The sequence below is a fragment of the Roseomonas sp. KE2513 genome (genome assembly GCF_016107305.1).
Taxonomy (GTDB): Bacteria; Pseudomonadota; Alphaproteobacteria; order Acetobacterales; family Acetobacteraceae; genus Roseomonas.
Window position 1 is genome coordinate 160,894 of record NZ_RCVR01000001.1, and the last position, 26,713, is coordinate 187,606.

The following is a 26,713-nucleotide window of genomic DNA, read 5'->3' on the forward strand; positions in this document are numbered from 1 at the left end:
CCAATGGCTCAAAAAGTCGTCCCGCTCCAATTCTTCGTAACATTACGGCCAGCTTTCATTGCATACATGAAACACATCCTCTCGCCGGGGGTTGATGCCACGTACCTCAACCGACCCGCCGCCCGGACCGATCACCCGTGCGGACAACTGGAGCGCGCGCCGCCGCCATGCCCCGGGACAATCACGACCCCGCCACCACGAGCACGGACCACCAGGCGAAGCGGCGCCCGCGCGCCCTGCCCATCCTCCTCGGCATCGCGGCCCTCCTCGTCCTCGGCGTGTTTGCCGATCGCACGATCAGCATCCGCCCCGGCGCCACCCAGCGCATCATCGTCAGCCGAGGCGGCGAGGTTGTTGCCCTCTACGGACCCGGCCAGCACGGCTTCGCCAATCCCTGGACCGACACCCGGGCGGTGGTCGAGATGTCGCTCTCCAACACCGACCGGAGCGCCCCCGACCGCGGCATGCCCGCCCTCACGGCCGAGGGCCTTCCCGTCACCCTCTACGGCACCGCGTTCTGGCACCACGGCGAGGAAGCCGACCTCCGCTGGCGCTTCAGCCATATCCGCGGCGACGCCGACCTCATGCCTCCCCTCATGGCCGCTTCCGTTGCCGCCGTCCTCGGCCGCACCCCCATGGAGGCCGCCATTCGCGACGCCGCCGCCCTCCAGGCCGCTCTTACCGACGACCTCCGCGCCCGCGCCCGCGCCCTGCTGCGCATCGAGGTCGCCAGCTTCGCCATCACCCGCCTTGACCCCGGCGAGACCTATCGCCAGGTCGTCGCCGAACGCGAGCTCGGCCGGGCCCGCGCCGCGGCCATCGCGGCGTCGCCCGCCGTCACCGGGGACAACCCCAACGCGGTCGAGGTGGAACGCATCCGCCGCTGGGACGGACGCGGAGTCATCCCGGAGTTACCCGCCCGCGCGGCGCCTTGACCGGCTGGCCCTTGCGGGAGGGACCGGCCGCGCGGCTCCCCACCGCGCAAAGCCGCGCTCATCCCTCTGCGGCCGCCTCCTCCCCCGCGGCCCCGATGAACCGGCGCCCCTCCTCCCGCACCTTCGCCGCCGCCTCGTCGTAGAGGAAAGGAAGCGTGGCGTAGCGCACCCCGCGCGTCACCCGCCCCGCCTCGTGCAACAGCGAGCAGGAGAAGACCACCGCGCCCCCCATCGGCGGCCGGTAGCGGCGCGTGCCAAACTCGGGGAACCACAGGTCCCCGCCATCGAAATCGTCGTTCAGGTTGATGCTGACCGCGAAGCGCCGATGCGCCGTGCCCCGCGTGGTGTTGTCGCGATGCGCGCGGAAATGCCCGCCATCGGCCGCGTCGTAGCAGGCGACGATGTAGCGCTCGATCCGCGTCGCCCGGAACTGGAAGGCGCGGTGGATCTCCGGCACCAGCCGCCGCGTCAGGCGCTCGCGCAGCGCCGCCCGCACCCCCTCGTCCCCGATGATGAGGTCCTTCCGCCGCTTGTGGTGGGCGTCCAGCATCGCCACCGTTCGCCCGCCCACCTCCCGCATGAAGCCGCTCTCGTTGCCCCCCAGCCGGTCGTAGAGCGCGACCAGATCCCGGCAGAATTCCGGCTCCAGCACCCTCGGCAGCACCAGAACAGGGGCCGGAACCTCCATCCCCGCGTGCAGCCCGGGTGCCGGCAGCCCCTCCAGCACCCCGACCAGCCGCCCGATCTCCGCGATGGGCGCGGAATCCAGCACCCGCAACAAGGGGTCCAGCAGCAGGGCGAAGGGCGCATAGCCCGGCCGCTCCCCCGCTGGCGCGGCGACGAAGGCCGCGTAGGCGCGGCTCACCGCGAGATCATGGTCGCGGATCACCCGCAGCCCCGGCAGCGCATCCGCCATCGCCGGCGCCGCATCGCCGGGATCCGCCGTCACCGCGAAGGCACAGGCCCGCGCATCGTCCAGCAGCCCCGCCGACCGCGCCCGCCGCAGCACCTCCCACCCCGCGGCCGAGGCCGGATGGGCCCGCGACCCGAGGAAGGCGAGCAGCACATAGCGCCCCGCCACGCTGTCGAAGGCGTAGCGCGGGTTCCCATCCGTCGCCGCCCGGAAGACCGGGACCGGATCGCCCGGCCGGAACCGCTCGAAGGGAGGGATGCGGGAAGGGCGCGGCAGGGCTTCGGCGTCGGACATGTCCAAGACTTTGCGATCGGCGTCGGAAGGCCGGACCATACCAGCCCGCGTCTGCCGTTTCGACACGGTCCCTTTTCGAAAGGCCAACGTAAGGTACGCCGGAGGGAGCGCAGGCCCCTCAGGCTTTCCGCCGCACCCGGACCGGCGGCACGTCCGTTTCCCCCACCAGCAGCTCCTCCAGCGTCGCCCGGTCCGGCGTCCGCCCGTCCCTGGCCCGCAGCGCCCCCGCCGCCGAGGCGAAGCGCAGCGCCTCCTCCATCCCCTGCCCCTCCGCGATGGCCAGGGCGAAGGCGCCATGGAACACGTCCCCGGCCCCCGTCGTGTTCGTCGCATCCACCGGAAAGGCCGGCCGCCGCACCGGCGCCTCCATCCCCGGCGAAAGCCAGAGCGTCCCCTTTTCCCCCAGCGTCACCGCGGCCACCTTCAGCGGACCCGTCCGCAGCGCCCGCGCCAGCCCCTCCTCCGGCGGCACGCCGGGCGCGAAGATGGTCAGCCCGGTCTTGGCGAAGATCGCGTGGTCGGTCAGCGGCACGAGCTGGCGCAGGATGCGCTCCTCGCTCTTCTCCGCATCCATCGCGCTCGGCACCCCCGTCTCCCTCGCGCGCCGGAACACCAGCTCCGCCGCCTCGGGCCAGCGGGGGTCGCAGAGCACGCAGCCCGCCTGCGCCAGGCGCTCCAGCGGCAGGGCGGAGGGGTCGGTGGGCAGCCGCTCCCCACGATAGGTCACGATGCTCCGCTCCCCCATCTTGTCCACGATCACGGCCGAGAGCGGCGTCCGCGCCCCCTCCGCCATCACCAGGCCGGAGGCATCCACCCCCTCCGACTCCAGCGCGTGCCGCAACTCCTCCCCTGCCTCGTCCCGCCCCACGCGGCCCCAGAACACCGCCCGCCCGCCGAGCCGCGCGACCGCGATCGCCGCGTTCGCCGCCATCCCGCCGACGCTCATGGAATAGGCCCGCGCCGTCGTCTTGGAGGGCGGCGGCTCCACCTCGTCCACGCGAAAGGTATGGTCCGTCACCACCTGCCCCACGCAGATCACCAGCGCGCCACCCCGCCCCTTCACGCCAGCCCCACCGGAAACACCCCCAACCGCCATGCGCGACCCCTCTTCCCTGCCCGGCTGGCTCGCCGCGCGAATCCTTCACATCCGGCCCGACGCCATGGTGATCGACAAGCCCGCCGGACTGCCCGTCGATCCCGGCCGCCCGCGGCCCGGCCGTCCACCCAAGCCCAGCCTCGAGGATTGGTTGCCCCTCCTCCAGCTCGGCCGCCGCCACCCGCCCCAACCGATCCACCGCCTGGACACCGACACGGCCGGCTGCCTCCTCCTCGGACGCACCCGCCCCTCCCTCGGCGCGCTCGGCGCCCTCTTCGCGGAGAAGCGCGCCGCGAAAACCTACTGGGCCGTCGTCGTGGGCCGCCCGCACGGGGAGGCCGGAACCCTCGACGCCCCGCTCCGCAAGACGAGCACGCGGGAGGGCGGCTGGCGCATCGAAACCCACCACGAGGGCCAGCCCGCCCGCACTGCCTGGCGCCTGGCCGGTTCCGCCAGCAGCGGGGCCGACACCCTCTCCTGGCTCGAGCTGCGCCCGGAAACGGGGCGGACGCACCAGCTCCGTGTCCACTGCGCCCTGCTCGGCTGCCCCATCCTCGGCGACCCCGTCTATGGCGGCATGCCCTCCGGCAACGGGCGGGCGGGCGGCGTGATGCACCTGCTCGCCCGCTCCCTCTCCCTGCCACTCGACCCGCCCCTGCTGGCCACGGCGCCCGTGCCGGAGTCGATGGCTGCCGCCTTCGCGCTCTGCGGGGCCTCCGGTGCCTCGCGGCACACAGGAGAATAAATTCGAGTTCATTCACAAAGCTTTGACTTTCTAGTCACGGGCCTGCCAAACCCTCGTTATCGAGGATGCAACGCCATGCTGGATGGGAATCGTCCGCCGGGAGCGCTACCCGCCGGGCGGACCGGCAGTTCCTTTACGCTGCCCACTCTGCCGCTGATCAGCCGACAGGCCCGGCGCAATGCGCATGGCGCGCAGAGCGCCCGCGGCGGCATCCATGCCGGGCGCGCCGAAGCGACTGGAGGACGCGGGGTAACGCCGCCCTTCCGCAACCAGGAACGCGCCGGCTGCGGCGCCGATCCGACCACCCACGACGAGGAGCCGGGCGCCCGTGACGGCCAGCCCGCCTCCATCGAGGCGCAGCCCCGCCGCTGGACCCTCCGCCAGCGCCTCGCCCTCGTCTACGGCGCCGTCGCCCTCGTCATCCTCCTCGGCGCCGGCATCTTCACCTGGTGGCAGGCCGCGGCCCTCTCGGCGCGCAACACCGAGCTCGTCCTCGCCGAAACTCGCCGCATGGCCGGCCGCGTCGCCGGCGCACTCGCCCAGGCCCGGCAGGGTACGGCCGTCCTGGCCGCCGCCGATCCCCTCGCCCTCGGCCCAGAGGGCTGCACCGCCCTCCTCAACGCCGCCCACCTGCGCATGGACGCGAGCGTCAGCCATCTCTTCGCCGTGCGGTCGGACCGCATCATCGCCTGCTCCACCCTTCCCGGGACCGTCGGCCAGCGGGTCGCCTCGCTCAGCATTCTGACTGCGGAGCTCACCGGCCGCGGGCTCACGGGCGCGCTGAGCACCAGCGCCTTCGGCCCCGGCCAGATGATCGAACTCGCCGACCCGATTCGCCGCGAGTGGCCGCGGGGCCGCGAAACGCAGGGGGAAGCGCCCGGCATGCCGCTCGGCGGAACTGCCGCCGGCGTCGTCGCGGCCACCGTCTCCCTCGACGGCCTGCGCAACGCCAGCAGGCACCTCCTGCCGGAGATCGACGGCCTGCGGGTCTGGCTCCTGGACGCCTCGGGCAGCAACGCCAGCCTTGTCGGCCCGGACGCGCCGCCCCCCCCTCTACCGGACGACCTCCACGCCTCCTACCTCGCCCCCATCCCCGTCGATGCGGGCATCGCGAGCGAAAACGGGCGCCTGCTGATCCAGGTGCGCGCGACCGACGACCTCAGTCTCCTCGCCTCCATCCCCTCGGGCGTGGTCGAGGCCGGCAACCGCGCCGACATCATCCTTCCGCCGCTTCTCCTCGTCGGCGTGCTGCTCGTCGGCATGGGCGCTCTCTTCTGGTCCGCCCAGCGCTTCGTCGTGGCCCCGCTCGAGGTCGCCACGCAGCGGCTGGAGGCCGCCGGCGACATCCCCCCGCCCGCCAGTGGGGCCGAGAGCGGCGCTGCCGACGTCGCCGACCTCATCCGTCGCCTGGGCGCCACCCGGGAGACGCGCGAGGAGGCCATCCGCCTGCGCGACACCCTCCTGCGGGAAGCGCACCACCGCATCAAGAACCACCTCTCCCTCGTCGCCTCCTTCCTCCGCCTGCAGGAGCGCCAGCTCTCCGATCACGCGGCCCTCCAGGCGCTGCGCGCCGCCCAGGGCCGCATGGTCGCCATCGGCATGACCTACGAGCTGCTGCAGGACGGTACCGGCCAGACCGTCGCCCTCGACGGGATGCTCGAGCGCTTCGCCCGTGCCCTCGCGGCCCGCGACACGACCGAGGGCGGCGGCAACCGCGTCATCACCGACCTCGAATCCCTGGAAGTGCCGGCCGACATCGCCGTGAAGATCGCCCTCGTCGTCAACGAGCTGGCGACGAACGCCCTCAAATACGCCTTCGTCAGCGCTCCCCCTGGATCCGTGCGCATCACGCTCCGCCGGGACGGAGAGGCCGGCGGCTTCATCCTCCACATCGCCGACGACGGCATCGGCATGGCGCCCGAGGGCCGCCGCGGCCTCGGCATGACCGTCGTGGACACGCTGGTCCGCTCCATCGACGCTCGGATCGAGCGCCTGCCCGGCCCCGGCACCGCCTTCGTCATCGCATGGAGCCCCGTGCACGACGCCCCGCGCGCATTGCAGGATCCGCTCGCCCTCCCCCAGCCCTGACCCGGAGCGCGGCTTTCCTGCCCACCCCGCCTCCCGGAGGCGGCCGATCCGTCCTACCCTTGCCGCCAGCACGTCCCGGTAAGGCCACCGAAGAATGAACCTCGCCCGCTTCCCCCGCATCCGCCTCGGCCACATGCCCACGCCGCTGGAGCCGATGGAGAACCTCTCCCGCGCGCTCGCCGGCCCCGATGGCGGCCCCAACCTCTGGGTCAAGCGCGACGACTGCACCGGCCTCTCCACCGGCGGCAACAAGACGCGCAAGCTCGAATTCCTGATGGCCGACGCCCGCAACCAGGGCGCCGACCTCGTCATCACCCAGGGCGCCACCCAGTCCAACCACGCCCGCCAGACCGCGGCCGCCGCCGCGAAGCTCGGCCTGGAGTGCCACCTCCTGCTGGAGGACCGCACCGGCTATACCGACGCTGCCTACACGCAATCCGCCAACGTCATGATGGACAAGCTCCACGGCGCGAAGGTCTCCCGCCGCCCCGGCGGCGCCGACATGCAGGCCGAGATGGAGGCGCTCGCCGATAAGTACCGCGCCGAAGGCCGCCGCCCCTATGTCATCCCCGGCGGCGGCTCCACCCCCATCGGCGCCCTCGGCTACGTCAACGCGGCGCAGGAACTCGTGACGCAAGCCTCCGACATGGGCCTGCGCATCGACCACGTCGTCCACGCCACCGGCAGCGCGGGCACCCAGGCTGGCCTCGTCGCCGGCCTCGTCGGCCTCAACAGCGGCATCCCCGTCCTCGGCATCGGCGTCCGCGCCCCGCGCGAGAAGCAGGAGGCCAACGTCCTCGCCCTCGCACAGCGCACCGCCGACCAGCTCGGTCTTCCCCCCGGCACGATCCGCGCCGAGCACGTGCGCGCCAACTGCGACTACGTCGGCCAGGGCTACGGCATTCCCACGCAGGGCATGGCCGACGCCGTGAAGCTCGTTGCGGAAAAGGAGGGGATTCTCCTCGACCCCGTCTATTCCGGGAAGGGCATGGCCGGCCTGATCGATCTCGTCCGCCGCGGCCACTTCAAGCCCGGCGAGAACGTCGTCTTCATCCACACCGGCGGCGCGGTCGGCCTCTTCGGCTACCCCGAGGCCTTCGACCTGCCGGCGGACGCCGCCGCCTGAGAGAGGAGGCAGCCATGCCCAGCCATAAACCCGCGCGCCTCAAGATCTGGGGCCGCGCGAACTCCGTGAACGTGCAGAAGGTCCTCTGGTGCGCGCGGGAACTCGGCCTCCCATTCGACCGGATCGACGCCGGGATGCAGTACGGCCAGGTGGACACCCCCGCCTACCGTGTCCTCAACCCCAACGGACGCGTGCCCACCCTCCAGGACGGCGACTTCGTCCTCTGGGAGTCGAATTCCATCATGCGCTACCTCGCGCTGCGCGGCATCGAGACCGACCCGCGCGCCGCCGCCGGCCTCCTCTATCCCGAGGCGGCGGTGGAGCGCGCCCGCGTGGACCGCTGGCTCGACTGGACCCTCTCCACCCTCCAGCCCGCCGAGCGCGACCTCTTCTGGGGCACCGTCCGCACCCCGCTCGAGAAGCGCAACGCCGCCGCGATCGCCGCCTCCGCGGAGGCCACCGGCAAGCTCTGGACGATCGTGGACGGCTATCTCTCCCACGACCTGCCCTTCGTCGAAGGCCCCAACGTCACCCTCGCCGACATCGCCCTCGGCTCCTACGCCCGCCGCTGGTACGGCATCGACGTGCCGGACCGCCCGCACCTGCCGCGCATGGCCGCCTGGTACGCGCGCCTTGAGGAACGCCCCGCCTTCCAGGAGTTCATCGCCCCGCCCCTCACCTGAGCCCGCCGGAATTCTCCGCGGGAAATGATTGAGGAACCCGCCCACGCCGTCGTCTCATGAAGGGGAGCCCAGGGAGCTCCCCATGTCCGCGAGCCAGACCTCAGGCCCCCTCCGCCCCGTGCGCTACGACGCGACGTCACGCGCCATCCACTGGCTGACTGCTCTCCTCGTCCTCGCCGGCGCCGCCCTCGGCCTCGCCATCGCCCACGCCGCCCCCAAGGACGAGGCCACGAAATACACCCTCTACGACATCCACGAGAGCATCGGCCTGACCATCCTGGCCCTCACCCTCTTCCGCCTCGCCTGGCGCATCGGCCACCCCGCGCCCCCGCTCCCCGCCGACATGCCCGCCCCCATGCGCATCCTCGCCCGCGCCAACCACGTCGCCTTCTACGCCTGGCTCCTCGCCATGCCCGTCGTCGGCTTCGTCGCGACCAATGCCTGGGGCTTTCCCGTAAAGCTCTACGGCCTCATCCCCCTGCCCGACCCCGTCGGCAAGAACGTGCCGCTCGCGGAAATCCTCACCCGCATCCATGCCGTCGCCGGCTGGATCCTCCTCGGCATGATCGCGCTCCACGTCACCGGCGCGCTCTATGACCAGTATGTCCGCCGCGACGGCACGCTGGACCGGATGACCTGAACCCGAGGCGCAGGGCAGTGCTTGGCGACACTGGGGAACGGCCGACGAATCGCAGGAACGTGTCACCCTGACAGCCGATCCACATGTCAAGATGGCTAAGCGGTAACAATCTCGAAATGGATTGGATCCTGCCCATGCCCACCGAACCCACCCCCGCCACCCCGGACCTCGCCGCGCTGAAGGCACGACAGCGCGGCACCTGGGCCTCCGGCGACTACGCCCTCATCGGCTCCACCCTGCAGATCGTCGGCGAGAGCCTCTGCGAGGCGCTCGACCTCCGCGCCGGCGAGCGCGTGCTCGATGTCGCCTCCGGCAACGGCAATGCGAGCCTCGCCGCCGCCCGCCGCTTCGCCACCGTCACCTCCTCTGACTACGTGCCCGAGCTGCTCGACCAGGGCCGCCTGCGCGCCGAGGCGAACCGCCTGCCCATCCGCTTCGAGGTCGCCGATGCCGAGGCCCTGCCCTTCGCCGACGCGCACTTCGACGTGGTGCTCTCCACCTTCGGCGTCATGTTCACGCCGGACCAGGAGAAGGCCGCGGCGGAGATGCGCCGCGTCTGCCGCCCCGGCGGCCGCATCGGCTTGGCTAACTGGACGCCCGCGGGCTTCGTCGGCCAGCTCTTCAAGCTGCTCGGCACCTTCCTCCCGCCCCCGGCCGGGGTCCGCTCCCCCGCTCTCTGGGGCACCGAGGAGCGGCTGCGGGAACTCTTCCCCGGGGCAGCCGTCGAGGTCACGCCGAGGATCTTCCACTTCCGCTACCGCTCGGCCGCCCACTGGCTGGAGGTCTTCCGCAGCTATTACGGCCCCCTGCACAAGGCCTTCCAGGCCCTCGACCCCGAGGCGCAGTCGCGGCTCGAGAAAGGCGTGTTCGACCTGCTCGGCCGCTTCGACCGGGGCGGCGGCACAGGCCTCGTCGTCGCCTCCGACTACATCGAGGCGGTCATCCGCCTTCCGCACGACTCCTGATCCCGGCCTGGGCGGGCGGAGAGGGCCCGAAGCCTACTCCCCCGCCCGCACCCGAACCGGCGCGCTCACCGCCGCCCCCGTCGCGTCCAGCACCGTCACCCGGTAGAAGCCCGGCCCCGGCGGCACCCAGCCCGCCTCCCGCCGTGCCGCGCCGGAGGCCAGCGGCACGCCGTCCACGAGGAAGACCAGCGGCCGCTGCCCCCCGGCGGCGCGGATCGTCACCGCCCCTTCCTCCACCACGGCACCGGCCGGCGGGAACAGCAGCCGCAGCCCGTCCACCGCCCGCGGCCCGCCGCCCGAGGCCCCCACCCGCTCCTCCGCTCCCGCCCGCGGTGCCGAGGGCAGCACCCCGAACACCCGTGCCAGCACCGGCAGCGCGAGCGACCGCCCCGTTGCCCCCGGGATCGCCGTCCCGTCCGGCCGCCCTACCCAGACGCCCGCCACGTGCCGCGCGTCGAACCCCACCGCCCAGGCATCCCGTCCGCCCCAGGAGGTCCCCGTCTTCCACCCCACCCCGGAGGGTCCGCCGCCCGGAAACCCCTGCACGAGAATCCTCGCCACCATCTCCGCCGCCCAGGGCCGCACCACCGGCTCCGCGGCGGTCCCTCCCCCCGGCAGCACGCGCAACGCCCCCGCTCGCCCCCCATCCCCCATCGCGGCCGTCACCCCCACCAGCTCCCGCAGCGTGATCCCGACACCACCCAGCGCGAGCGGCAGCGCCGCCCCCGCACCCGCCGGCAGCCGCGGCACCGCGCCGAGCGCCTTCAGTGAGGAGGCGAAGCGGATCGGCCCCAGCGCCTCCATCAGCGCGACGGCCGGGAGGTTCAGCGACTGCCGCAGCGCCTCCGCCGCCGTCACCCGCCCCGAGAAGCCCCGCGCGTAGTTCTCCGGCGCCCAGTCGCCGAAGCGCCGCGGCAGGTCCTCCATGACGCTGGAGGGCCGCGCCAGCCCCCGCTCGAAGGCCATGGCATAGAGCAGCGGCTTCAGCGCCGAACCCGGCGAGCGTACCGCCCGCGTCAGGTCCATCGCCCCCGCTCGCCCCTCCGCCAGCCACTCCCCGCCGACCAGCGCCCGCACCTCCCGCGTCCGCAAGTCCGCCACCAAGATCGCCACCGACCCTCGCGCCGGCAGCCCGGCCAGCACCTCCGCCGCCAGCCCCTCCATTCCCCGCTGCAAGCCCGCATCGAGGGTCGTCCGCACCACCTCGGCCGGCCCGCGCGCCACCTCCCGCGAAAGATGCGGCGCCAGCCTCGGCATCGCCCGCCGGGCGGAGGGCGCCGCCTCCGCCAGCGCCGCCACCCGCTCCACCTCAGGCAGCGCCGCCGCCCCGCGTCGCCGCAGCACCGCATTCCGCGCCGCCAGCGCCTCGGAGGGTTGCCGATCCGGCCGCAACGCCTCCGGCCGCCGCGGCACCGCCACCAGCAGCGCCGCCTCCGCCACCCCCACACGCTCAGCCGGCCGCCCGAACCAGGCGAGCGCTCCCGCCCGAACCCCCTCCAGGTTCCCCCCCATCGGCGCCAGCGTCAGCCAAGCCCGCAGCACCCCGGATTTTCCCAGCCGCCACTCCAGCTGCATTGCCCGGAAGGCTTCGATCGCCTTGCTCCGCAGCGTCCGCGGCCGCGGCTCCAGCAATCGCGCCGCCTGCATGGACAGCGTGGAACCGCCCGAGACCACCCGCCCCGCCCGCGCCCACCCCACCGCCGCCCGCGCGACCGCGATCGGATCGACGCCGAAGTGCCAGCGGAACCGCCGGTCCTCCGCCGCCACCAGCAGGTCCACCAGCATCCGCGGCACCTCCTCTGCCGAGACCGGCAGCCGCCAAACCCCGCCCGGCGCCGGCAGGGCCGAGAGCACCCGCCCCTCTCGGTCCACCACCACCCGCCCCACCGCCTCCAGCCGCGAGAGATCCGGTGGAAACACCCGGTCGAGCACCAGCAACGCCCCGAGCAGCAGCGCCAACGCTCCGCCCAACCCCAGCCCGATCCGCCCAAGCGGCCCGATGCGCCGAGCAGGCCCTACCCGCCCAGCGCCACCGCCGCCGGCCGCCGCTTCCGCCTCCTCCACGCGCCTAGCCCGGCACGGTCCCGCGAACCGCGTTGGCCTGCGCCTCCCAGACAAGGCCTCCATCCGCCTCCACCAGCCGCGCCCTCGCCCCCTGCCGCACCCGCTCCAACTCCGCCGCCCCCAGCCCCGCCAGCGGCTGCGCCACGCTCCCTGCCATCAGCACCGTCGCCCAATACGCCTCGAAATCCGCGAAGCTCTGCCGCACGCGGATCTCCCGCGTCTCCACCCCGGCCAGCCCCGCCCGCTCCCACAAGCCCCGCAGCGCTTCGGTGCCCGCGGCCTCCACGCTCGGCGGGAATGGCGGCACGACGCCGATCTCGCGCAGCGCCGCCTGCACGGGCGTGTAGGGAAATCCGCCGCCGAGGATGTCCCAGGCATAGGCCGCGACCAGCCCGCCCGGCCGCACCACCCGCACCATCTCCGCCACCCCCTGCGCCGGCTCCGGCACGAAGAAGATCACGAGGGCCATGACCGCCGCGTCAAAGCGCGCATCCTCGAAAGGCAGGGTCATCGCATCCGCCCGCCCGAACCGCGCCAGCCGCCCCGCCGGCCGCCCCCGCGCGAAGAGAAGCTGCTCCTCCGAGGGATCCACCCCTTCCACCGCCAGGGGCGCGCATCGCTCCACGATCAGCTCCGTGAAGGCCCCGCTGCCGCAGCCGACATCCACCCATTCCAGCCCCTGCGCGGGCGCCAGCCAGTCGAGGAACACCTCCCCCGCCATCCGGCTCCACACCCCCATGGACCGCTCATAGGCACCGCCGTCCACGAAGCGGATCGCGCTCTCGGCCATGGCCGTCCTTCCTCCCGCACCGTGCGGCGCCCACCGCGCCGATACACGCCCGCAGCCTCGCGCAGCCGCCCCGCCGCCGCAAAGATTTCCGCGCGACATCGCCATGACACCACGCCCCTGGCACCGCGCCCCGCCGATCGCTATCTTTCCCGCCATGCCCCTCTCGGACATGCACCCCCAGGCAGCATCGTCCACGCCGAAGCCGGCGAAGGCCCCGCCGCGCCCGCCCCGCGCCACGCATATCCGCCGCGAACCCGGCGGCACCCGCGTCACCTTCGGCACCGCCACCGTCACCACCCGCAAGCCCGCCCGCGCCGAGGTCGAGCACAACGTCGAGGCCAGTACCGAGGCCCTTCGCCGCGCCGGCGACCGCCTCGCCCGCCCCGGCATCCGCCTCCCCGCCCGCAAGAACGTCCCCCTCTTCGAGGCGGACCCCGACCGCCCCGGCGGTTTCCTCCGCAGGCTGAACGGCCGCACCGAGCGCGGCATCCTCGAGAACGGCCGCTTCACCGTCACCGATTGACGAGCCTGATTGACCTCGCTTCGGGCCGCCACCGAGCTCGTCCGCCTCGCCCAGGCCCGGACCAGGAAGCCGCTCGCCGTCGTCCTCGCCGGCCATAACGGCTCCGGCAAGTCCACCCTGTGGTACCGCTTGCTGGCCGACCGCCTGCGCATTCCGCTGGTCAACGCCGACCGCCTGATGCTCTCCATCCTCCCCGAACCCGGGCCGGACGGCCACCTCACGCCCTGGGCCGCGACGCTGCGCGACACCGACCGCGGCTGGATGGCCGTGGCTCAGCAAGGAGTGCAGGCCTTCGTCGCTCAGGCCATGGGCGCCAAGGTCCCCTTCGCCATGGAGACCGTCTTCTCCCACTGGCAGCCGCGCCCGGACGGCACCACCGCCTCCAAGATCGACCTCATCCGCGACATGCAGCGCGCCGGCTACTTCGTGCTGCTGATCTTCGTCGGCCTTGAAAGCGCGGACCTCTCCATCCTCCGTGTGCAAACCCGCGTCGCCGCGGGTGGCCACGGCATCGACGAACCCACCCTACGCCGCCGCTTCCCCCGCACCCAGCGCGCCATCGCCGAGGCGCTCCGCGTCGCCGACGCCGCCATCCTCACCGACAACAGCCGCGCGCCCCGCCAGGCCTTCACCGTCTGCCGCATCCAGCTCGGCGCCGCCGGCCTCTACGACATCCGCGACGCCGGAACCCCGCCCCCCGCCATCGCCGCCTGGCTCCCGCTGATCAGCCCGGCCTAGAGGGTGTTGCGGACCTAACCGGCGGTTGCGGAAGGACGAAAGGTGGCTTCGCCCCCTCCCGCCGGTACCGACCCTGACCCGTTCGACGCGCCAGGGCGGGGGAAGACGGCTGCAGCAAGGTTTCTGCCGATCTCGGCGGCGCGGCGCAGCGCCTTCTCCCTGGCAGGGGCATCGACGCTCAGCAGGATGTCCGATCCTACCACGGGGGCGCCGCAATAGCCGAAGATCCCATGATCGATCTGCGTCCGCATGGCATCCGTGTAGCCGTGCCTGGCGTAGGTTCCCCCGTCCGCACCGCCGATGCCGACGAGTTGCACGGATAAGCGGCCGAGCTTTTTCACGGTCGGCCCTTCGGACGCGTCGTCGTAGGCCCAGCCCTGGGTGAAGACGCGGTCTATCCACCCTTTCATCAGCCCGGGCATGGACCACCAGTAGACGGGATAAACAAGCACCAGCAGATCGGCCCGGTCGATGCGACGTTGTTCGGCCAGGATATCGGCCGCGGCGGGAACGTGGCCGTTGAAGAACGCGCGATCTGCCGCGTTGAAGCGCGGGTCGAAGCCCTCGGCCGCCAAATCGGCCATCTCCGTCGTACGCCCCGACTCCCCTCCGAAGCCCTTGGCCACTTGGTGCGCGACCGCGTGGGTGAAGGAGGAGGCATCAGGGTGTGAGGTGACGATGAGGGCGTGCATGAGAGGCCTCGGGACAGGTTTGCGAAGGGGTGGCGGCTCGATATACTAAAAGTAACCTACTAATGGTATATAAAATGTCAAGTACGTCACACACCGGGACCGCCCACTCCCCGGCTCGTCGCCGCTTGTCCCGCGAGGAGCGGCAGGCACAGCTGATCGATACGGCCCAACGCCTCGTTCGGGAGGAAGGGACGGATGCGCTGACCCTGGGGCGGCTGGCTCAGGAGGCCGGCGTGACCAAGCCCGTGGTCTACGACCACTTCGGCACGCGCGATGGCCTCCTCGTCGCGCTGTACCGCCACTACGACGCCCTCCAGAATGCCGCCCTTGACGCCGCGCTAGCGGCCTGCAGCCCCAGCCTGGCGGAGCGGGCGGAGGTCATCGCCTCGGCCTACGTAAGATGCGTCCTGACGCAGGGACAGGAGATCCCCGGCGTGGCGGCCGCACTGGCTGGTGCCCCGGGGATGGATGCCCTGAAGCGAGGCTACCAGACGGACTTCATCGCGAAGTGCCGCCGCGTGCTCGAGCCGTTCGCTGGGGGTGGAAGGCTTACGTTGGCAAGCCTCTGGGCGATGCTGGGAGCGGCGGACGCCGTCTCCGATGCAGCGGCGCGCGGTGAGATCAGAGCGGGAGAGGCGACGGACGAACTGTGCCGCAACATCATCTCCATGGTGGATCGCCACCGGGCCTGACGCCTTTCCGAAGGCAGCATGGACGGCACGCTCGTAGATACGCTTCCCACCCAAAGCGGTCCTGCCGCTGGCCGTCCGCACAACCGCTCATTAGGTCCGTAACACGCTCCAGAGCAAACCCCGACCAGGCCTCATCACCGCGAGAGGGCGCAACCATCCCATTCGCCTCCGACAGTGCTTGCCGCCCCCTCCGGGGGGGGGGGGGGCCGCGCCCGGCTGAAAGCAACGGACAACCTGGTATTCCCTCCGGACTTATCCAAACCACGGGTGCCGCCGTGACGGCGCAGCAACGGGCCAGTCCCGGAAAGGTGGAGAGAATGGCTTGGACGCGCTGAAGACGGGCACGAATACCCACCAGGGCTCGATGACCTCGGCCGCCATCGGCCTCACCGTCCTTTCAGGGCTCCTCTACGTCCTCGGCTACGCGCTCTCCAAGATCCTGGTCACCGATCACAGCCTGAGCCCCCTGCAGGTGACCTTCCTCCGCTGCGTCGTGATCCTTCTCGTCGGCCTGGCCGCAACCGCCTGGCCTGGAAACCGCATGACGTGGCGCCGCCTGTTCCGGCCCGAGGGAGCGTGGCAGCAGAGAGCGGCGGCGGCGGCGCTCGTCGTCTCGAACGCGCTTGCGGTGCTCGCCTACACCCTCCTTTCCGTCACCGCCGCCTCGGCTCTCGGCTTCACCGCGCCCCTCCTGCTCGCCCTGCTCGGCGGCCTCTTCCTGCGGGAGAAGGTCTCGCTCGGCCGCTGGCTCGGGACGTTGGTCGGCTTCGCCGGCATGCTGCTGATCGTGAAGCCAGGCGGGGAGGCCAGCCTGTACGGCATCGCGGCGGCCTTCGCCGGCGCGCTCACCTACGCCGTTTACCAGATCCTCATCCGCCGCCTCCGCGACGTCGCCACCACGCTCGACACGATCATGCAGGTCGCCCTTGTCGGGGTCGTCCTGCTGGCCGTGCCGGTCGCTGCGGACTGGCACCCTGTCAGCACCGTGGCGGCCGGACTGATCGTGCTGGTGACCGCCGTTCAGACCGCCGCGCTGGCGAGCATCGCGGCGGCACTGCACCGGGGCGAGGCATCGCGCCTCGCGCCGTGGCAGTTCTCCGGGCTGCTCTGGGCCATGGCGCTCGATGCCATCGTCCTGCACGCCACGCCGACGCCCAGCAGCCTCTTCGGCGCCCTCCTTGTCATCGGCGGCGGCGTGCTGGCACAGACACTCAGATCCCCGGAACGCAGCTAGTCAGGCCCGACCCCTATCGTCGGGAGGTTTGCGCCCCCCCCAAGCCATGGCCAAGCTTCCACAGAATTTCCGGACGCGACAAATCGGGGCCCGCGCAAGCCGACGTCGGTTCAACTGGTACAATCCGCGCGTTCAGGCTTCACCCAGATTCAGGGTCCGGCCCGCTTCTCCCTGGCGGATGATCCCGGTGAACTCGGAGAGGGCGGCGTCCGCACGCGCCGTAAGGAGATCCCGCGCGCGCTGAGTGGGACGCAGCAGCTTAAGGCGTCCCTGTTCAGACGAAATCAACTGGGACACGAGAAGCCCGCCCTGCTCCAGTTCCGACACCACCCGCGACAGGGTCGGCGCGCTCAGCAGCCCTTCGGCACGGATGACAAGATCCCGTATAGCAACTGACTCGCCGCGCAGCTCGGCCTGGATCACCTCAAGGCCAACCCAAAGCGCCTCCCGGGACCGGTGAGGTGGTTCCACCCCGAAGATCTCGCGAATGGCCGCGAACTGACGCCGAAGAGCCGCGAGGTGCAGGGCAACGACAGTTTCGGACGCGGACGAAGCCTGGCCTGCGGCAGCACCGGGGCTGGATGGTTGATCGGCTTCGGACATGACAGCGGTTTAGATGGGCAAGTCTGCGCTTTTGGAAAGTCACGTCGTCGGCACCCGACTTTCCGCCGAGCTTACCCTCGCTCTCGGACGAGCCGCCTACGTTTTGGTTTCATTAATATCTCGCTCGCATCCATTAATTTCTTGTTAGATCGAGAAGACAGCACACATTATGTTTGTTCAAAGTGAATGAAGGGGAATAAAGAAGAAGTGCGCGGTCGATAGTAGAACGCCCCACGCCAATAGTTCTCATAAATTAAGGAAAGAGTGCAGTCCGATGAATGCACATGACGTTCGCAATAATGATGATAATTATTCCAATAACAAACAAGTATCGTCACCGAACGGGACTGACCTTCTCAACTTATGGACAAACAGTTTTTGGCCTTTTCCCGTTTCCGCCGATACATCGCGTGCCGCAGAACATGCACTCCAGGCCTTCCGCACCTTGTTCATGGCCAATCAGGTGGCAGCAGAGGCGTTCTACAATGCGGCCCGGCGCCAGCAGGAGATGACCTTCAACATCGCGCGGACCACTCTCGACGCCTGCACCGCTGAGCTGCCGGGCGGTGGTGCCCAGGAACCAGATGCCTCCTGGAAGAGGATGATGGTGGGTTACGCCGAGGCTTACCGTGCAGGGCTGGAGGTCACCCAGACAGCATCCGGCGCAGCCTTCAAGGCTCTGAAGCGCGCCCCGGCCATGCTGGCCGGCAGCAGGTCCGACGGAGCGCCCACCCCATGATCCACAGCTTCCTGCTCTATTCGGGCACCACGGTTCGGGAACCCATGTCCCTCGACACGATGCGTGTCGGCGCCCGGTTGAGCCTGCAGCCTGACGGGCGCAACCGCGTCGAGGTCCGCACACCCGATGGGCACCCGCTCGGATGGCTACCGCCCGAGGATGCCCAGATGGTCTCCGACCTCCTCGACAACGGCGCCCTCGCCACGGCGCGGGTGCGGGGCCTGATCCCGGCCTACGGGCGGTCCCGCGTGCAGATCGCCATTGAGATCCTGCCGCGAGCCGGCTCCCTGCAATAAAGCGAGCCCATCTTCGATAAAGCGGCCAAGCCAAGCCGAGCAGGCTCGGTCCGTGTTGTCCACTGACGTTCGGTCGGGGACGCCTGCACAGCAGGCCTCCCGCCACGGCCGCAGCGACATAGGCGAGGAGGGTCGCCATGAGCACCGACCGCTTCAGTAATCACAAGGCAATATGGTGCAGCCGCCAACAACTGAAAGCCGAGCGAGAGCGGGACAGGGCCGCCCGCACGAGGTCACGGCCGGGCACTGCTGCCGACGTGGATCGAGCATGGAACCGCTTGGCCCAGCACCCTGCTTTGCAAGCGGTCACGCCTGCGGAACGCGCGCTGTTCCCCACAAGAACCAGCCTTTGGCGGCGGACTTCCGGTAAGGAAGCTAGTCGCGTCCTCCTTCACTGAACACGAACCTCGGAGAGGCTACGTGCCGGCTGCCGCGCGCGTTCAAGCCTCCCTGACTGCTTCCCTCCTGACGATCACGAGACCTCTCCCGCATCGTTGGAATGCCCAAGCTCTCAGGCAAGGTGCTGAAGGTCTGAGGTGAGCCACGGCAAACGCCCTAGCCGCGCCGCGCCTGCCGCAACTCCCGCACGTGCTCCACGTGCCAGGCCGCATAGCCGGTCCCGACATGCGCCAGCCGGTCCCGCAGCACCGCATGCGCGTCCCGCAGCCGGTGGAAAGGAATGAACGGATAAAGGTGATGCTCCGCATGGAAGGGCATCTCCCACATCAACAGCCGCACCGGCGCTGCCGTCAGCATCGTGCGCGTGTTGGTCAGCCCATTGGCATCCTCGGTGCAGCCCGTGTGCTCCGTGAGCAGATACAGCCGCAGCAACGGCTGCCCGAGAAGCTGCGGCCCCACCCAGAACAGCAGCACTGAGGACCACCCGAACACCAGTCCCGCCACCACCGCCAGCACCACCGTCAGCGCCGACCCCACCCGGATGCTCGCCACCACGCGCGGCGCCGAGGCAGGATGAATAAACCAATAGGCCGAGAGGTCCCCCCGCCACCCCCGCGCCCACACCGTCAGCTGCGCCACCCAATAGGGCACCCCGACAACGCGATAGACATAGGCCGCCAAATCCCCAGGCGGCGGCGGAGACAGCTCCGGATCATGCTCCGGGTTCTGCGTGTGCTTGTGATGGGCAAGGTGGAACTGCTGGTAGAAATGCCAGTTCCGGAGCGCCGGCAGCGCCGCCAACCACCCCACCACGGCATTCGCCCGCCGCGACTTGAACGCCGTGTAATGGCAGGTCTCGTGCAGCGGCGCGAAGAGCGCCGCCTGCACCACCCCGGCCAGCACCATCGCCGGCACCACCAGCCACCACGGCGAGACCGCGACCAGTGCCCCACTCGCCACGATCAGCCCGAGATGCACCGCCGCCCGCACCGCCCCGCGCGCATCGGAGCGGGTATTCAGATGCATCATCTCCCGCGGCTTCGGCGCCGCCCCATCCCGCAGCGCGGGCCCAGCCATCGTCGCGCTCATCGCGTCCTCCATCCCTGCCGGAGGAACGGCAAGCAAACGCCGCGCCGCGCTACTCCCTGCCCTGGTAGCCAGTTCCCATCGAGCCCCGGAACCGCAGGCCGAGCAGCAACCCGACATTGACCACGACCAACCCCACCGACGCGGGGGGAAGGTGTGCGAGCGCGCCCTCCAAGGGGCTGAAGGCGAAGCTCCACCCGATCTTCGCAAGCACCGTGGCATTGACCACCGCAAGCCCCAGGCCCCAGGCACGCCACCAGAAGGCCGCACCCAGCGCGGCAAGGGTCAGCGGAACAAGCAGCGCCAGGGCCACCTTCCATGCCGCCCATGGCCCGAGCAGGTAATCCCGCTCCGCCGCCAGCATCGTCCTCACCCCCGGCGACACCTCAGCCGGCACCGGGAACCAGGCCATGCTCGTCGCGAGGGCAACCAGCGTAGCGGCGATACCCAGGCCACTCCGCCGCCAGGCGAAGAAGCAGAAGGGCAGGAGGAACAGTGGCCGCACATACCAGCTCAGCACGTTGTGGTGCCGGGCCCAGGCCCATTCTCCTATACCGGCAAGGTCCATGCGCCACCGCCCCGCCTCAAGGCACGGGCGCCACCACCACCCGCCCCGTATTCTGCCGCGCGAAGATCGACGGGCGGTACATGTCCCGCACTTCCGCCCCCGGCAATTCGAAGCGCCCCGCCGTCACCGCCCGCACCCGCACGGCAAACCGCGCCACCGCCGCCTCGGGCGTCAGGGTCACGGCGGCGGCAAAGCGGTCGTCCAGTGCCGGAAACGCCTCCGCCGCCGTCAACTCGCCGAGGAACGGCATTCCCGCCACCTCACCCTCGGCCAGCCGCCCGACGATCTCCCAGCCTGCCGGCAGCCCTTGCTGGACCATCGACCGGTGCGTCTCCCCCGTTTCCGCCCGCGCCTCCACCTGCATCAGGAAAACCTGGTTCTGCCTGAGCGTGTCGAGGTTCAGCGCAGACCCATCCGGGTTGAAGAACCGCCTCGCGATCCGCATCCCCTGCCGCCCGGCCGAGGGCGCCTGCACCGGCAGCCCGCTGACGGAAACCGCCTGCGGCACCACCCGGTCACCGAGGTTCCGCACCTCCGCCCGCCCCTCGACCACGGCGGAAACCACCGGCGCCACGTTCAGCGGACGCCCGGCCAGCGAGAGCCGAACTGGCCGCCCGTCCCGTCCCAGCGCCGAGGCCAGCACCACCCCCCAGGCCGCCTCCTGCGTGGAGGCCACTTCCGGCGTCAACTCCGCCCCCGGCACCCGCCCGACCGCCTCCGCCAGCCGCCCCACGAGAACCCCGCTCTCCTTCAACAGCAGCGTCACCGCGAGAGAATCCCGCGCCGCGCTGCCGTAATCCGCGTACCAGACCCGCCGCGAGGGCGCCGCCAGCGCCGCCGCAAAGGACTCCTCCGCCCGCGCCACATCCCCCATCCGTGCGAAGGCCGCGCCGAGCTGCGCCTTGGCCAGCGGCGTCGGCAATTGATCGAGGCTCTCGAACAACCGCCGCGCCGCCCCCGGCAACCCGCGCCCGGCCATGGCCAGCACGTGCATCCGATAGGCCTGCGCCGCCCGCTCGATCGGCTCGGAGGTGGAGGCATTGTCCGCCTCCTCCCGGATGCTCCGCAGCAGGGCCTCCATCGGCGCCTCCGGCACAGTCACCCCCGCCGCCCGCGCCCGCAGCAGCACCTCCGCCCCATAGGCGGTGACGAAGGCATCCGCCTCCCCATTGGCCGACCAGAGCCCGAGGCTCCCGTCATAGCGCTGCTTGTCCAGCAACTGCGCCACCGAGCGCTGCAACTTCGCGTCCCGTTCCGGCTCCCCCTCAAACCCGACCAGTGACAGCAGCCGGCTTGCCGACTGCTCCGAACAGGCAAAGGGGAAATCCACATTCGCCCGCATCAGCGCCGCCGGATCATACCGCACCGGCTGACCCCAGCTCGCCCTCACCACCGCCGTGCCCGCGAAGAAGCGCGACAGGTCCGGCCCCACCTGCGCCGCCCCGCCCACCGGCAGCGAGGAAACCATCACCTCCCGCGCCAGCGGCCGCGGCGAGCGCAGCGTGATCCTGCTTTCATGATCAGCCGAGTACCCACCGGGCCCTGTAACGGCCACGCGCACCACCCCCTCGCCCGCCCCGGTTGCCCGCAGCGTGGCAAAGGGCAGCACCCGCTGCCCCTGCGCCAGTTCCCCGCCCAGCCCGGACCCGCCCTCCACCGAGAGCGGCCCCTCCACCGTCACCGTCGCCCGCACGCCGCCCCCGCCGAGATCGAGGTTGTGCAGCAGCACCGGCAGCCGCGCCTCGTCCCCCGGCGCCAGGAAGCGCGGCAGCAAGGCCTCCGCCACCACCGGGTCCCGCACCGTCACCGGCCTTGAAGCCGACCCGACGCGCTCCCCCGACCAGGCCACCGCCATCAGCCGCAGCTCGCCGTTGAAGGGCGGCAACTCCAGCGGCACCACCGCGCGCCCATCCGCCCCCACCGCCACCACGCCCGAGAAGAGCGCCACGATCCGCTGCGGCGGCTGCACCCCCGAGGTGTCGAAATTGTCGTCGCCGCCCTGCCGCAGCAGCGTCGGCTCCCCCTCCGCCGGCCCGATCAGCCGCCCATAGTCGTCCCGGATATCCAGCCCCAGCTTCCGCCGCCCGAGGAAATGCGCCACCGGCTCCGGCGAGCGGAACCGCGTCAGCCGCAGGATCCCCTCATCCACCGCCGCCAGCGTCAACCAGGCGGAACCGGCGGCATTCCCCACCCGAACCGGCACCTCCACCCGCCGCCCCGGCCGAAGCAGCGCCTCCCCCTCGACCGCCACCTCCAGCGTCCGCGGCGCCGGGTCGAGCCCGATCCAGGCCAGCCCGATCGCCCGCCGCGGCAGCGCGCCACCCTGGGCCGCGCCCTCCCCCGGCCGGAACACCGTCACCGCCACCCAGGCCCCCGGCCCCCAGCCGGCCTCGACGGGCACCTCAACCTCCGCCCCGCCCGCCGGCACGTCGATGTCCCGCACGGAAAGCACCCCGTCCGTCAGCACCGCCACGCTCGCCCGCCCCGCGAAGGGCGGGCTCACCCGCAGCCGCGCCACCTCCCCCGCGCCATAGGCCCGCCGGTCCGCCGCCACATCCACCTTGTCCGGCACCGCCGGATCGTCCGAGCCCGTCCAGCCCGAGCGGAAGCGCAGCGTGGCGATCGCCAGCCCGCCCTCCTGCGAGACCTCCAGCCGATACCGCCCGAACCCCACGCGCCGCGCGAAACGCCCGGGCCGGCCCGGCGCCACCGTCAGCTCGGCCGCATCCACCGCCTCGTCTCGCCAGACGGTCTCGTAGCGCGCCATCCCGTTGACGACAGCCAGCCGCCAGCTCGGCCGCTCCCGCACCAGCCGCGCCCGCAGCCGCCCGGACAGCGCCGCCCCGGTCGGGGAAACCAGCGCCGCCTCCACCGCCGCCTCCGCCCCGTCATCCACGCTCCCGTCGCGGAACGCGGGCCGCAGCGCCACGAAGGGCGCGGCCGAGCGCACGGGCACCCCCGCCACCGCCTTGCTCCCCCGCCCGCCCGGCTCGGCCATCGTCACCGTCACCTCCGCCCGCAGCGGCCGCGACGTATCCGGCAGGTTCGGCAGCGTCAGCGAGACCGATCCCCGCCCCTGCGCGTCCGTCTCCCCGATATCGAAGCTCTGCAGCCCGCCGTCGAAGGGCTCCTCCGCCAGTCCGAAGCGCCATCCCTTCCACGCCTCGAAGGGCTCGGGATCGACGGAAAGCCGCATCTCCGCCGCTCCCGTCAGCCCCGCCCCCGGCGCCCCGTAGAGAAACCGCGCCTCTACCGGCAGCACCAGCGGCGCCCCCGCCACCAGCGGCCCCGGCGCCGGCCCCGCCTTCACCTCCAGCCGCTCCGGCACGAAGGCGTCCACCTGCAAGGCGATGCTCGCGATCGGCGGCCGGTTCGGATCGACCAGCGCCTCGATCGTCCATCCCCCCGCCGGCGCCCCCGCCGAGAGCTGCGGCGCCCAGAGCACCACCCCCTCCGGCCCGCGCTCCGGCACCGCCTCGGCCGCCACCTGCCCGTTCGGCCGCTTCAGCCGCAGCCGGATCGGCAGGTCCACCACCCGCCCGGCGGAATCCCGCGGCAGCAGCGAGAGCCGGACCACCTCCCCCGGCCGGTACACCCCGCGGTCGAGCCACATGAAGGCATCCACCGGCCCTGGATAATCCCGCCCCGTCACCCCCCGGTCCGAGAGGTCGAAGGAGGCCGCCTCCAGGTCCAGCGAAACGAGGTCCTCCCCCTGCTGCGCGTGCAGCGCCACCGGCGCCACCCCGCCCTCGCCCCGCAGCAAGGGCCCCGCGAAGCGCACCACCCCCTCCGCGTCCGAATCCGCCTCCGCCAGCACGTCGTTGTTCCGCGCGATCAGCGAGACGCGCACGCCCGGCTTAGGCCGCGCATCCCCCAGCCCCCGCGCCTGCACCGCCAGCCCCTCGCTCCCGCGCCAGGCGGTCAGCCCGATATCCGTCGCCATGATCGGCAGCGCGACGGAGTTGCCGGAACCGCTCGCCTCCGCCGCGTTCCGCACCAGCAGAACGAACAGCCCGGGGCCGGAGCCCGTCAGCGCCTCGGGCAGCGGCAGCACCGTCCGCTGCGTCGCGTTGCGCTGGAAGCGCGGCACCTCCGCCGTCCCTTCCCAGACCACCCGCCCGCGCGATTCCGGCAGGTCCTCCGCCTGGTACCCGCTCATCGCCTCGCCCAGCCGCGTGTCCCGCGTCATCGGCACGAGGTTCCGCTCGCTCACCCGCACGAGGCGGATTTGCAGCCGCTCCACGTTCATCGTGGCCACCGAAACCCGCGGCGCCGCCCCGCGCGGCAGGATAAAGGCGCGCTGGTCGAAGGCGATCCGCTCCGCCCGATCCGGCATCGCCACCTCCACCGGCAGGTCGGCCCGGAGATTCGCCCCGTCCTCCCCCGGCAGCCCCGCGCGCAGCACCAGCCGCGTCCGCCGCCCCCAGGGCAGCCCAGCCACGCAGATTCCGTCCTCCTCCCGCGTCACCGCCAGCCCGGGGATCGGCGGCTCCGTCCGCACCCAGTCCTCCGGCTGCCAGCGCCCGCCCCGCTGGGGCGCCACGGTGAAGGAAAGGCAGGCCCGCGCCGGCTCGGCCTCGGGCTCCGTCCGCACGCGCCGCAGCATCATCCCCGCCGCCCGCCGCACATCCGCCAGCTGCGTGCGCGCCGCCTCATCGCCCGGCAGCCGCTCCACCACCGCCTCCAGCACGCCGATCGCCAGCGCCCAGCGCTCCTGCGCCCGCAGCGCCTCGGCCATCACCCGCAGCGAGGGCACCTCCGGCTCCCCCGCGCCGACAAGGTCGAAATTCATCCGCGCGGCCGAGAGCGCCTTCACCGGGTCGGGCGGCACCCGCGCCATCATCGCGCGGGCGAGCGACAGCCACATCTCGGGCCGCACGCTCCCCATGCCCAGCCGCTCCTCCCAGGCCGAGGCCGCGGCCGCCGAATCCCCCCGCCCCTCCGCCTGCGCCGCCCGCGCCTCCGCCGCCGCACGCTGCTGCGGCGTGCCCCCTGCCGGAAAACGCCGCGACAGCGAGGCGGCGTAGCGCGAGGCCTCCGCCGAGAGCCCGGGCATCCCGAGGTCCTGCGCCACCGCCAGGCCCGGCACCGCCCCCGCCAACGCGAGCAGGACCGCAAAAAGACGAAGCACGCGCATGGGCATCACCCGGTCCGGACTGTTTCCGCACCGAGCCTCGCACAGGATCCGCGAATGTTTCAGTGGCCTCGCGGAGAAATCGGCGCAGCGCGCCCCCTCAGCCCTGCGCCGCCCCGCCCCTCCCATGCCCCGAGGCCGCCGCGCCCGCATCCTGCGGTAGCCGTGCGGCGAAAGGCGCCGCCAGCAGCGGCGGCAAGGCCGCCCCGAGGAAGGCCATGGCGAAATCCGGCACCCCCGGCTCCGCCCGCCCCGCCAGCGCCGCCGAGGCCGCGAGCCAGGACGCCCCCCAGGTCACGCCCAGCGCCATGGAAAGCTGCTGCGCCGTCCCCGCGATCGAGGTCGCCGCCGAGAGCTTCCCCGCCGGGATATCCACGTAGCTCATGGCATTGGAGGCCGTGAACTGCAGGCTCCGCGCCAGCCCCCCGGCCGCCAGCACGACGAACACCGCCGCGAGCGGCCAGGACGGATCGAAGGCCGAGCAGGCCGCCAGCGTCACCGCCACCACGACCGCGTTCCAGGTCAGCACGTTGCGGAAGCCGAAGTGCCGCAGCGCCGAGGTCGTCATCGGCTTCATCGTGAAGGCGCCCAGCGCCGTCGCCAGCGTCACCATGCCCGACACCGTCGCCGAGGCCCCGAAGCCGAGCTGCAGGAACAGCGGCAGCAGGAACGGCGCCGCCCCCGCCCCCACCCGGAACAGGCTTCCCGCCCCCACGCCCACCGCGAAGGTCGGGATGGAGAAGAGCCCGAGGTCGAGCGCCGGATGCGGCGCCCGCCGCGCCCAGCGCACCGCCGCCCAGCCCAGCGCCACCCCGAGGGCGAAGCCGAGCACCGAGAGCCATTCCGGCACCACCCCCCGCCCCACCGTCTCCGCCCCGAACATCAGCGCCGCCAGCGAGGCCCCGATCAGCGTCACCCCCACCAGGTCCAGCCGCGGCGGCCGCGCCTCGTCCGAGGCGGGCACGAAGCGCCAGACCATCAGCAGCCCGATCGCCGCGATCGGCAGGTTGATCCAGAACACCGCCCGCCAGGACACGTTGTCCGTCAGCAGCCCCCCGATCGGCGGCCCGAGGATCGGCCCCAGCAGCCCCGGCATCGAGAGCCAGGTCGTCGCCCGCACCATCTCCTCCGGCCGGATCCGCCGCATCAGCAGCAGCCGCGCGACCGGCACCATCATCGCGCCGCCCAGCCCCTGAAGCACGCGCGACGCCACCAGCTCCCCCAACCCGCGCGAGAGGCCGCAGAGCATGGAGGCGAAGGCAAACACCGCGATCGCCGCCATAAAGACCCGCTTCGCCCCGAAGCGGTCCGCCACCCAGCCCGAGACGGGGATGAACACCGTCAGCGCCACAAGATAGGAGGTGATGGCCGCCGAGAGATGCAGCGGCTCCGTTCCCAGCTCCCGCGCCATGGTCGGCAGCGCGGTCGCGATAACGCTCGAATCGAGGTTCTGCATCAGCAGCGCCGAGGCGACGATCAGCGCCACCAGCCGCGTGTTCGCGGGCGGGCGCGGCACCGGGTCGCCCGCCGCGGCCGCCACCCCTTCAGCCGCGTCCAACCCCGAAACCGCCACCCCGTCGCCCCCGCACGCCGCCCGGCCGGCGCCCTGGCCGAACCCTTGTCGCGTCCGTATTGCGCCCGGTCGGGCCCGCGCGAAACCCTGCACGGGC

General features: G+C 72.1%; 23 protein-coding genes. 13 read left to right on the forward strand and 10 right to left on the reverse strand.

Features of this window, described 5'->3' with window-relative positions; translation table 11 throughout:
- Positions 1-167: 167 nt before the first annotated feature.
- Positions 168-935 (forward strand): SPFH domain-containing protein, encoded by a 768-nt coding sequence (locus D9599_RS00820; RefSeq protein ID WP_198379302.1) that lies wholly within the window; start codon positions 168-170, stop codon positions 933-935.
- A gap of 58 nt (positions 936-993) precedes the next feature.
- Here D9599_RS00820 and D9599_RS00825 read toward each other — a convergent pair whose 3' ends face one another.
- Both D9599_RS00825 and D9599_RS00830 read right to left on the reverse strand, forming a co-directional pair.
- Positions 994-2,142 carry a 2OG-Fe(II) oxygenase gene (locus tag D9599_RS00825; protein WP_198379303.1) on the reverse strand — a complete coding sequence of 383 codons (1,149 nt, stop codon included), beginning with the start codon at positions 2,140-2,142 and terminating at the stop codon, positions 994-996.
- 118 nt (positions 2,143-2,260) lie between these two features.
- Complete coding sequence (locus D9599_RS00830) at positions 2,261-3,238, reverse strand: PfkB family carbohydrate kinase (RefSeq protein ID WP_198379304.1); 978 nt, start codon at positions 3,236-3,238, stop codon at positions 2,261-2,263.
- Here D9599_RS00830 and D9599_RS00835 point away from each other — a divergent pair.
- The 6 genes from D9599_RS00835 (at position 3,237) to D9599_RS00860 (ending at position 9,485) form a co-directional block, all read left to right on the forward strand.
- On the forward strand, positions 3,237-3,983 hold the full coding sequence (locus D9599_RS00835) for an RluA family pseudouridine synthase (protein WP_198379305.1): 747 nt from the start codon (positions 3,237-3,239) through the stop codon (positions 3,981-3,983). The genes D9599_RS00830 and D9599_RS00835 overlap by 2 nt on opposite strands.
- A gap of 75 nt (positions 3,984-4,058) precedes the next feature.
- A complete protein-coding gene (locus D9599_RS00840) occupies positions 4,059-6,071 on the forward strand; it encodes a sensor histidine kinase (RefSeq protein ID WP_198379306.1) in 2,013 nt (670 codons plus the stop codon).
- A gap of 94 nt (positions 6,072-6,165) precedes the next feature.
- Positions 6,166-7,197, forward strand: a complete 1,032-nt coding sequence (locus D9599_RS00845; RefSeq protein ID WP_198379307.1) for a D-cysteine desulfhydrase — start codon at positions 6,166-6,168, stop codon at positions 7,195-7,197.
- 14 nt (positions 7,198-7,211) lie between these two features.
- The gene (locus D9599_RS00850; RefSeq protein ID WP_198379308.1) at positions 7,212-7,880 is read left to right on the forward strand and encodes a glutathione S-transferase family protein; all 669 of its coding nucleotides are present in this window, start codon (positions 7,212-7,214) and stop codon (positions 7,878-7,880) included.
- 82 nt (positions 7,881-7,962) lie between these two features.
- A complete protein-coding gene (locus D9599_RS00855; protein ID WP_232480000.1) occupies positions 7,963-8,520 on the forward strand; it encodes a cytochrome b in 558 nt (185 codons plus the stop codon).
- A 134-nt stretch (positions 8,521-8,654) separates the two neighbouring features.
- Positions 8,655-9,485, forward strand: coding sequence for a class I SAM-dependent methyltransferase (locus D9599_RS00860; protein ID WP_232480001.1), 831 nt, complete (start codon positions 8,655-8,657; stop codon positions 9,483-9,485).
- A gap of 33 nt (positions 9,486-9,518) precedes the next feature.
- Here D9599_RS00860 and pbpC read toward each other — a convergent pair whose 3' ends face one another.
- Together pbpC and D9599_RS00870 are read right to left on the reverse strand one after the other, a co-directional pair.
- Positions 9,519-11,549 (reverse strand): penicillin-binding protein 1C, encoded by a 2,031-nt coding sequence (gene pbpC, locus D9599_RS00865; RefSeq protein WP_198379309.1) that lies wholly within the window; start codon positions 11,547-11,549, stop codon positions 9,519-9,521.
- Positions 11,550-11,553: 4 nt separating this feature from the next.
- Entirely contained in the window at positions 11,554-12,339 is a 786-nt protein-coding gene (locus D9599_RS00870; protein WP_198379310.1) for a class I SAM-dependent methyltransferase, read from the reverse strand.
- Positions 12,340-12,442: 103 nt separating this feature from the next.
- Between D9599_RS00870 and D9599_RS00875 the strand changes: the two genes are divergently transcribed.
- Together D9599_RS00875 and D9599_RS00880 are read left to right on the forward strand one after the other, a co-directional pair.
- Positions 12,443-12,862 (forward strand): hypothetical protein, encoded by a 420-nt coding sequence (locus tag D9599_RS00875; protein WP_198379311.1) that lies wholly within the window; start codon positions 12,443-12,445, stop codon positions 12,860-12,862.
- 9 nt (positions 12,863-12,871) lie between these two features.
- On the forward strand, positions 12,872-13,600 hold the full coding sequence (locus D9599_RS00880; protein WP_198379312.1) for a hypothetical protein: 729 nt from the start codon (positions 12,872-12,874) through the stop codon (positions 13,598-13,600).
- 14 nt (positions 13,601-13,614) lie between these two features.
- On the opposite strand, the gene D9599_RS00885 is transcribed toward D9599_RS00880, so the two are convergent.
- Positions 13,615-14,292, reverse strand: coding sequence for an NAD(P)H-dependent oxidoreductase (locus tag D9599_RS00885; protein ID WP_198379313.1), 678 nt, complete (start codon positions 14,290-14,292; stop codon positions 13,615-13,617).
- A gap of 125 nt (positions 14,293-14,417) precedes the next feature.
- Between D9599_RS00885 and D9599_RS00890 the strand changes: the two genes are divergently transcribed.
- Together D9599_RS00890 and D9599_RS00895 are read left to right on the forward strand one after the other, a co-directional pair.
- Positions 14,418-14,984, forward strand: coding sequence for a TetR/AcrR family transcriptional regulator (locus D9599_RS00890; protein WP_232480003.1), 567 nt, complete (start codon positions 14,418-14,420; stop codon positions 14,982-14,984).
- Between the two features lie 322 nt (positions 14,985-15,306).
- Positions 15,307-16,218: a DMT family transporter gene (locus D9599_RS00895; RefSeq protein ID WP_198379315.1), complete on the forward strand. Its 912-nt coding sequence runs from the start codon at positions 15,307-15,309 to the stop codon at positions 16,216-16,218.
- A gap of 132 nt (positions 16,219-16,350) precedes the next feature.
- Here the strand turns inward: D9599_RS00895 and D9599_RS00900 are convergent, their stop codons facing one another.
- Entirely contained in the window at positions 16,351-16,821 is a 471-nt protein-coding gene (locus D9599_RS00900) for a hypothetical protein (RefSeq protein ID WP_198379316.1), read from the reverse strand.
- A gap of 274 nt (positions 16,822-17,095) precedes the next feature.
- On the opposite strand from D9599_RS00900, the gene D9599_RS00905 reads away from it, so the two are divergent.
- Together D9599_RS00905 and D9599_RS00910 are read left to right on the forward strand one after the other, a co-directional pair.
- On the forward strand, positions 17,096-17,560 hold the full coding sequence (locus tag D9599_RS00905; RefSeq protein WP_198379317.1) for a hypothetical protein: 465 nt from the start codon (positions 17,096-17,098) through the stop codon (positions 17,558-17,560).
- Positions 17,557-17,856 carry a hypothetical protein gene (locus tag D9599_RS00910; protein WP_198379318.1) on the forward strand — a complete coding sequence of 100 codons (300 nt, stop codon included), beginning with the start codon at positions 17,557-17,559 and terminating at the stop codon, positions 17,854-17,856. The genes D9599_RS00905 and D9599_RS00910 overlap by 4 nt, the downstream gene beginning before the upstream one ends.
- A gap of 555 nt (positions 17,857-18,411) precedes the next feature.
- Here D9599_RS00910 and D9599_RS00915 read toward each other — a convergent pair.
- The 4 genes from D9599_RS00915 to D9599_RS00930 all read right to left on the reverse strand — a co-directional run bounded on the left by D9599_RS00915 (position 18,412) and on the right by D9599_RS00930 (position 26,601).
- On the reverse strand, positions 18,412-19,344 hold the full coding sequence (locus D9599_RS00915) for a fatty acid desaturase (protein ID WP_198379319.1): 933 nt from the start codon (positions 19,342-19,344) through the stop codon (positions 18,412-18,414).
- Positions 19,345-19,393: 49 nt separating this feature from the next.
- Positions 19,394-19,909 (reverse strand): hypothetical protein, encoded by a 516-nt coding sequence (locus D9599_RS00920; protein ID WP_198379320.1) that lies wholly within the window; start codon positions 19,907-19,909, stop codon positions 19,394-19,396.
- 16 nt (positions 19,910-19,925) lie between these two features.
- Complete coding sequence (locus tag D9599_RS32100) at positions 19,926-25,046, reverse strand: alpha-2-macroglobulin (protein WP_198379321.1); 5,121 nt, start codon at positions 25,044-25,046, stop codon at positions 19,926-19,928.
- A gap of 97 nt (positions 25,047-25,143) precedes the next feature.
- A complete protein-coding gene (locus D9599_RS00930) occupies positions 25,144-26,601 on the reverse strand; it encodes an MFS transporter (protein ID WP_232480004.1) in 1,458 nt (485 codons plus the stop codon).
- Positions 26,602-26,713 lie beyond the last annotated feature (112 nt).

Coding starts and splice junctions, on each gene's coding strand:
- D9599_RS00885 (WP_198379313.1), bottom strand. CDS start 14,292: ATGCACGCCCTCATCGTCACCTCACACCCTGATGCCTCCTCCTTCACC.
- D9599_RS00870 (WP_198379310.1), bottom strand. CDS start 12,339: ATGGCCGAGAGCGCGATCCGCTTCGTGGACGGCGGTGCCTATGAGCGG.
- D9599_RS00840 (WP_198379306.1), top strand. CDS start 4,059: ATGCTGGATGGGAATCGTCCGCCGGGAGCGCTACCCGCCGGGCGGACC.
- D9599_RS00915 (WP_198379319.1), bottom strand. CDS start 19,344: ATGAGCGCGACGATGGCTGGGCCCGCGCTGCGGGATGGGGCGGCGCCG.
- D9599_RS00905 (WP_198379317.1), top strand. CDS start 17,096: ATGAATGCACATGACGTTCGCAATAATGATGATAATTATTCCAATAAC.
- D9599_RS00850 (WP_198379308.1), top strand. CDS start 7,212: ATGCCCAGCCATAAACCCGCGCGCCTCAAGATCTGGGGCCGCGCGAAC.
- D9599_RS32100 (WP_198379321.1), bottom strand. CDS start 25,046: ATGCGCGTGCTTCGTCTTTTTGCGGTCCTGCTCGCGTTGGCGGGGGCG.
- D9599_RS00910 (WP_198379318.1), top strand. CDS start 17,557: ATGATCCACAGCTTCCTGCTCTATTCGGGCACCACGGTTCGGGAACCC.
- D9599_RS00920 (WP_198379320.1), bottom strand. CDS start 19,909: ATGGACCTTGCCGGTATAGGAGAATGGGCCTGGGCCCGGCACCACAAC.
- D9599_RS00900 (WP_198379316.1), bottom strand. CDS start 16,821: ATGTCCGAAGCCGATCAACCATCCAGCCCCGGTGCTGCCGCAGGCCAG.
- D9599_RS00830 (WP_198379304.1), bottom strand. CDS start 3,238: ATGGCGGTTGGGGGTGTTTCCGGTGGGGCTGGCGTGAAGGGGCGGGGT.
- D9599_RS00835 (WP_198379305.1), top strand. CDS start 3,237: ATGCGCGACCCCTCTTCCCTGCCCGGCTGGCTCGCCGCGCGAATCCTT.
- D9599_RS00820 (WP_198379302.1), top strand. CDS start 168: ATGCCCCGGGACAATCACGACCCCGCCACCACGAGCACGGACCACCAG.
- D9599_RS00875 (WP_198379311.1), top strand. CDS start 12,443: ATGACACCACGCCCCTGGCACCGCGCCCCGCCGATCGCTATCTTTCCC.
- D9599_RS00825 (WP_198379303.1), bottom strand. CDS start 2,142: ATGTCCGACGCCGAAGCCCTGCCGCGCCCTTCCCGCATCCCTCCCTTC.
- D9599_RS00860 (WP_232480001.1), top strand. CDS start 8,655: ATGCCCACCGAACCCACCCCCGCCACCCCGGACCTCGCCGCGCTGAAG.
- D9599_RS00855 (WP_232480000.1), top strand. CDS start 7,963: ATGTCCGCGAGCCAGACCTCAGGCCCCCTCCGCCCCGTGCGCTACGAC.
- D9599_RS00845 (WP_198379307.1), top strand. CDS start 6,166: ATGAACCTCGCCCGCTTCCCCCGCATCCGCCTCGGCCACATGCCCACG.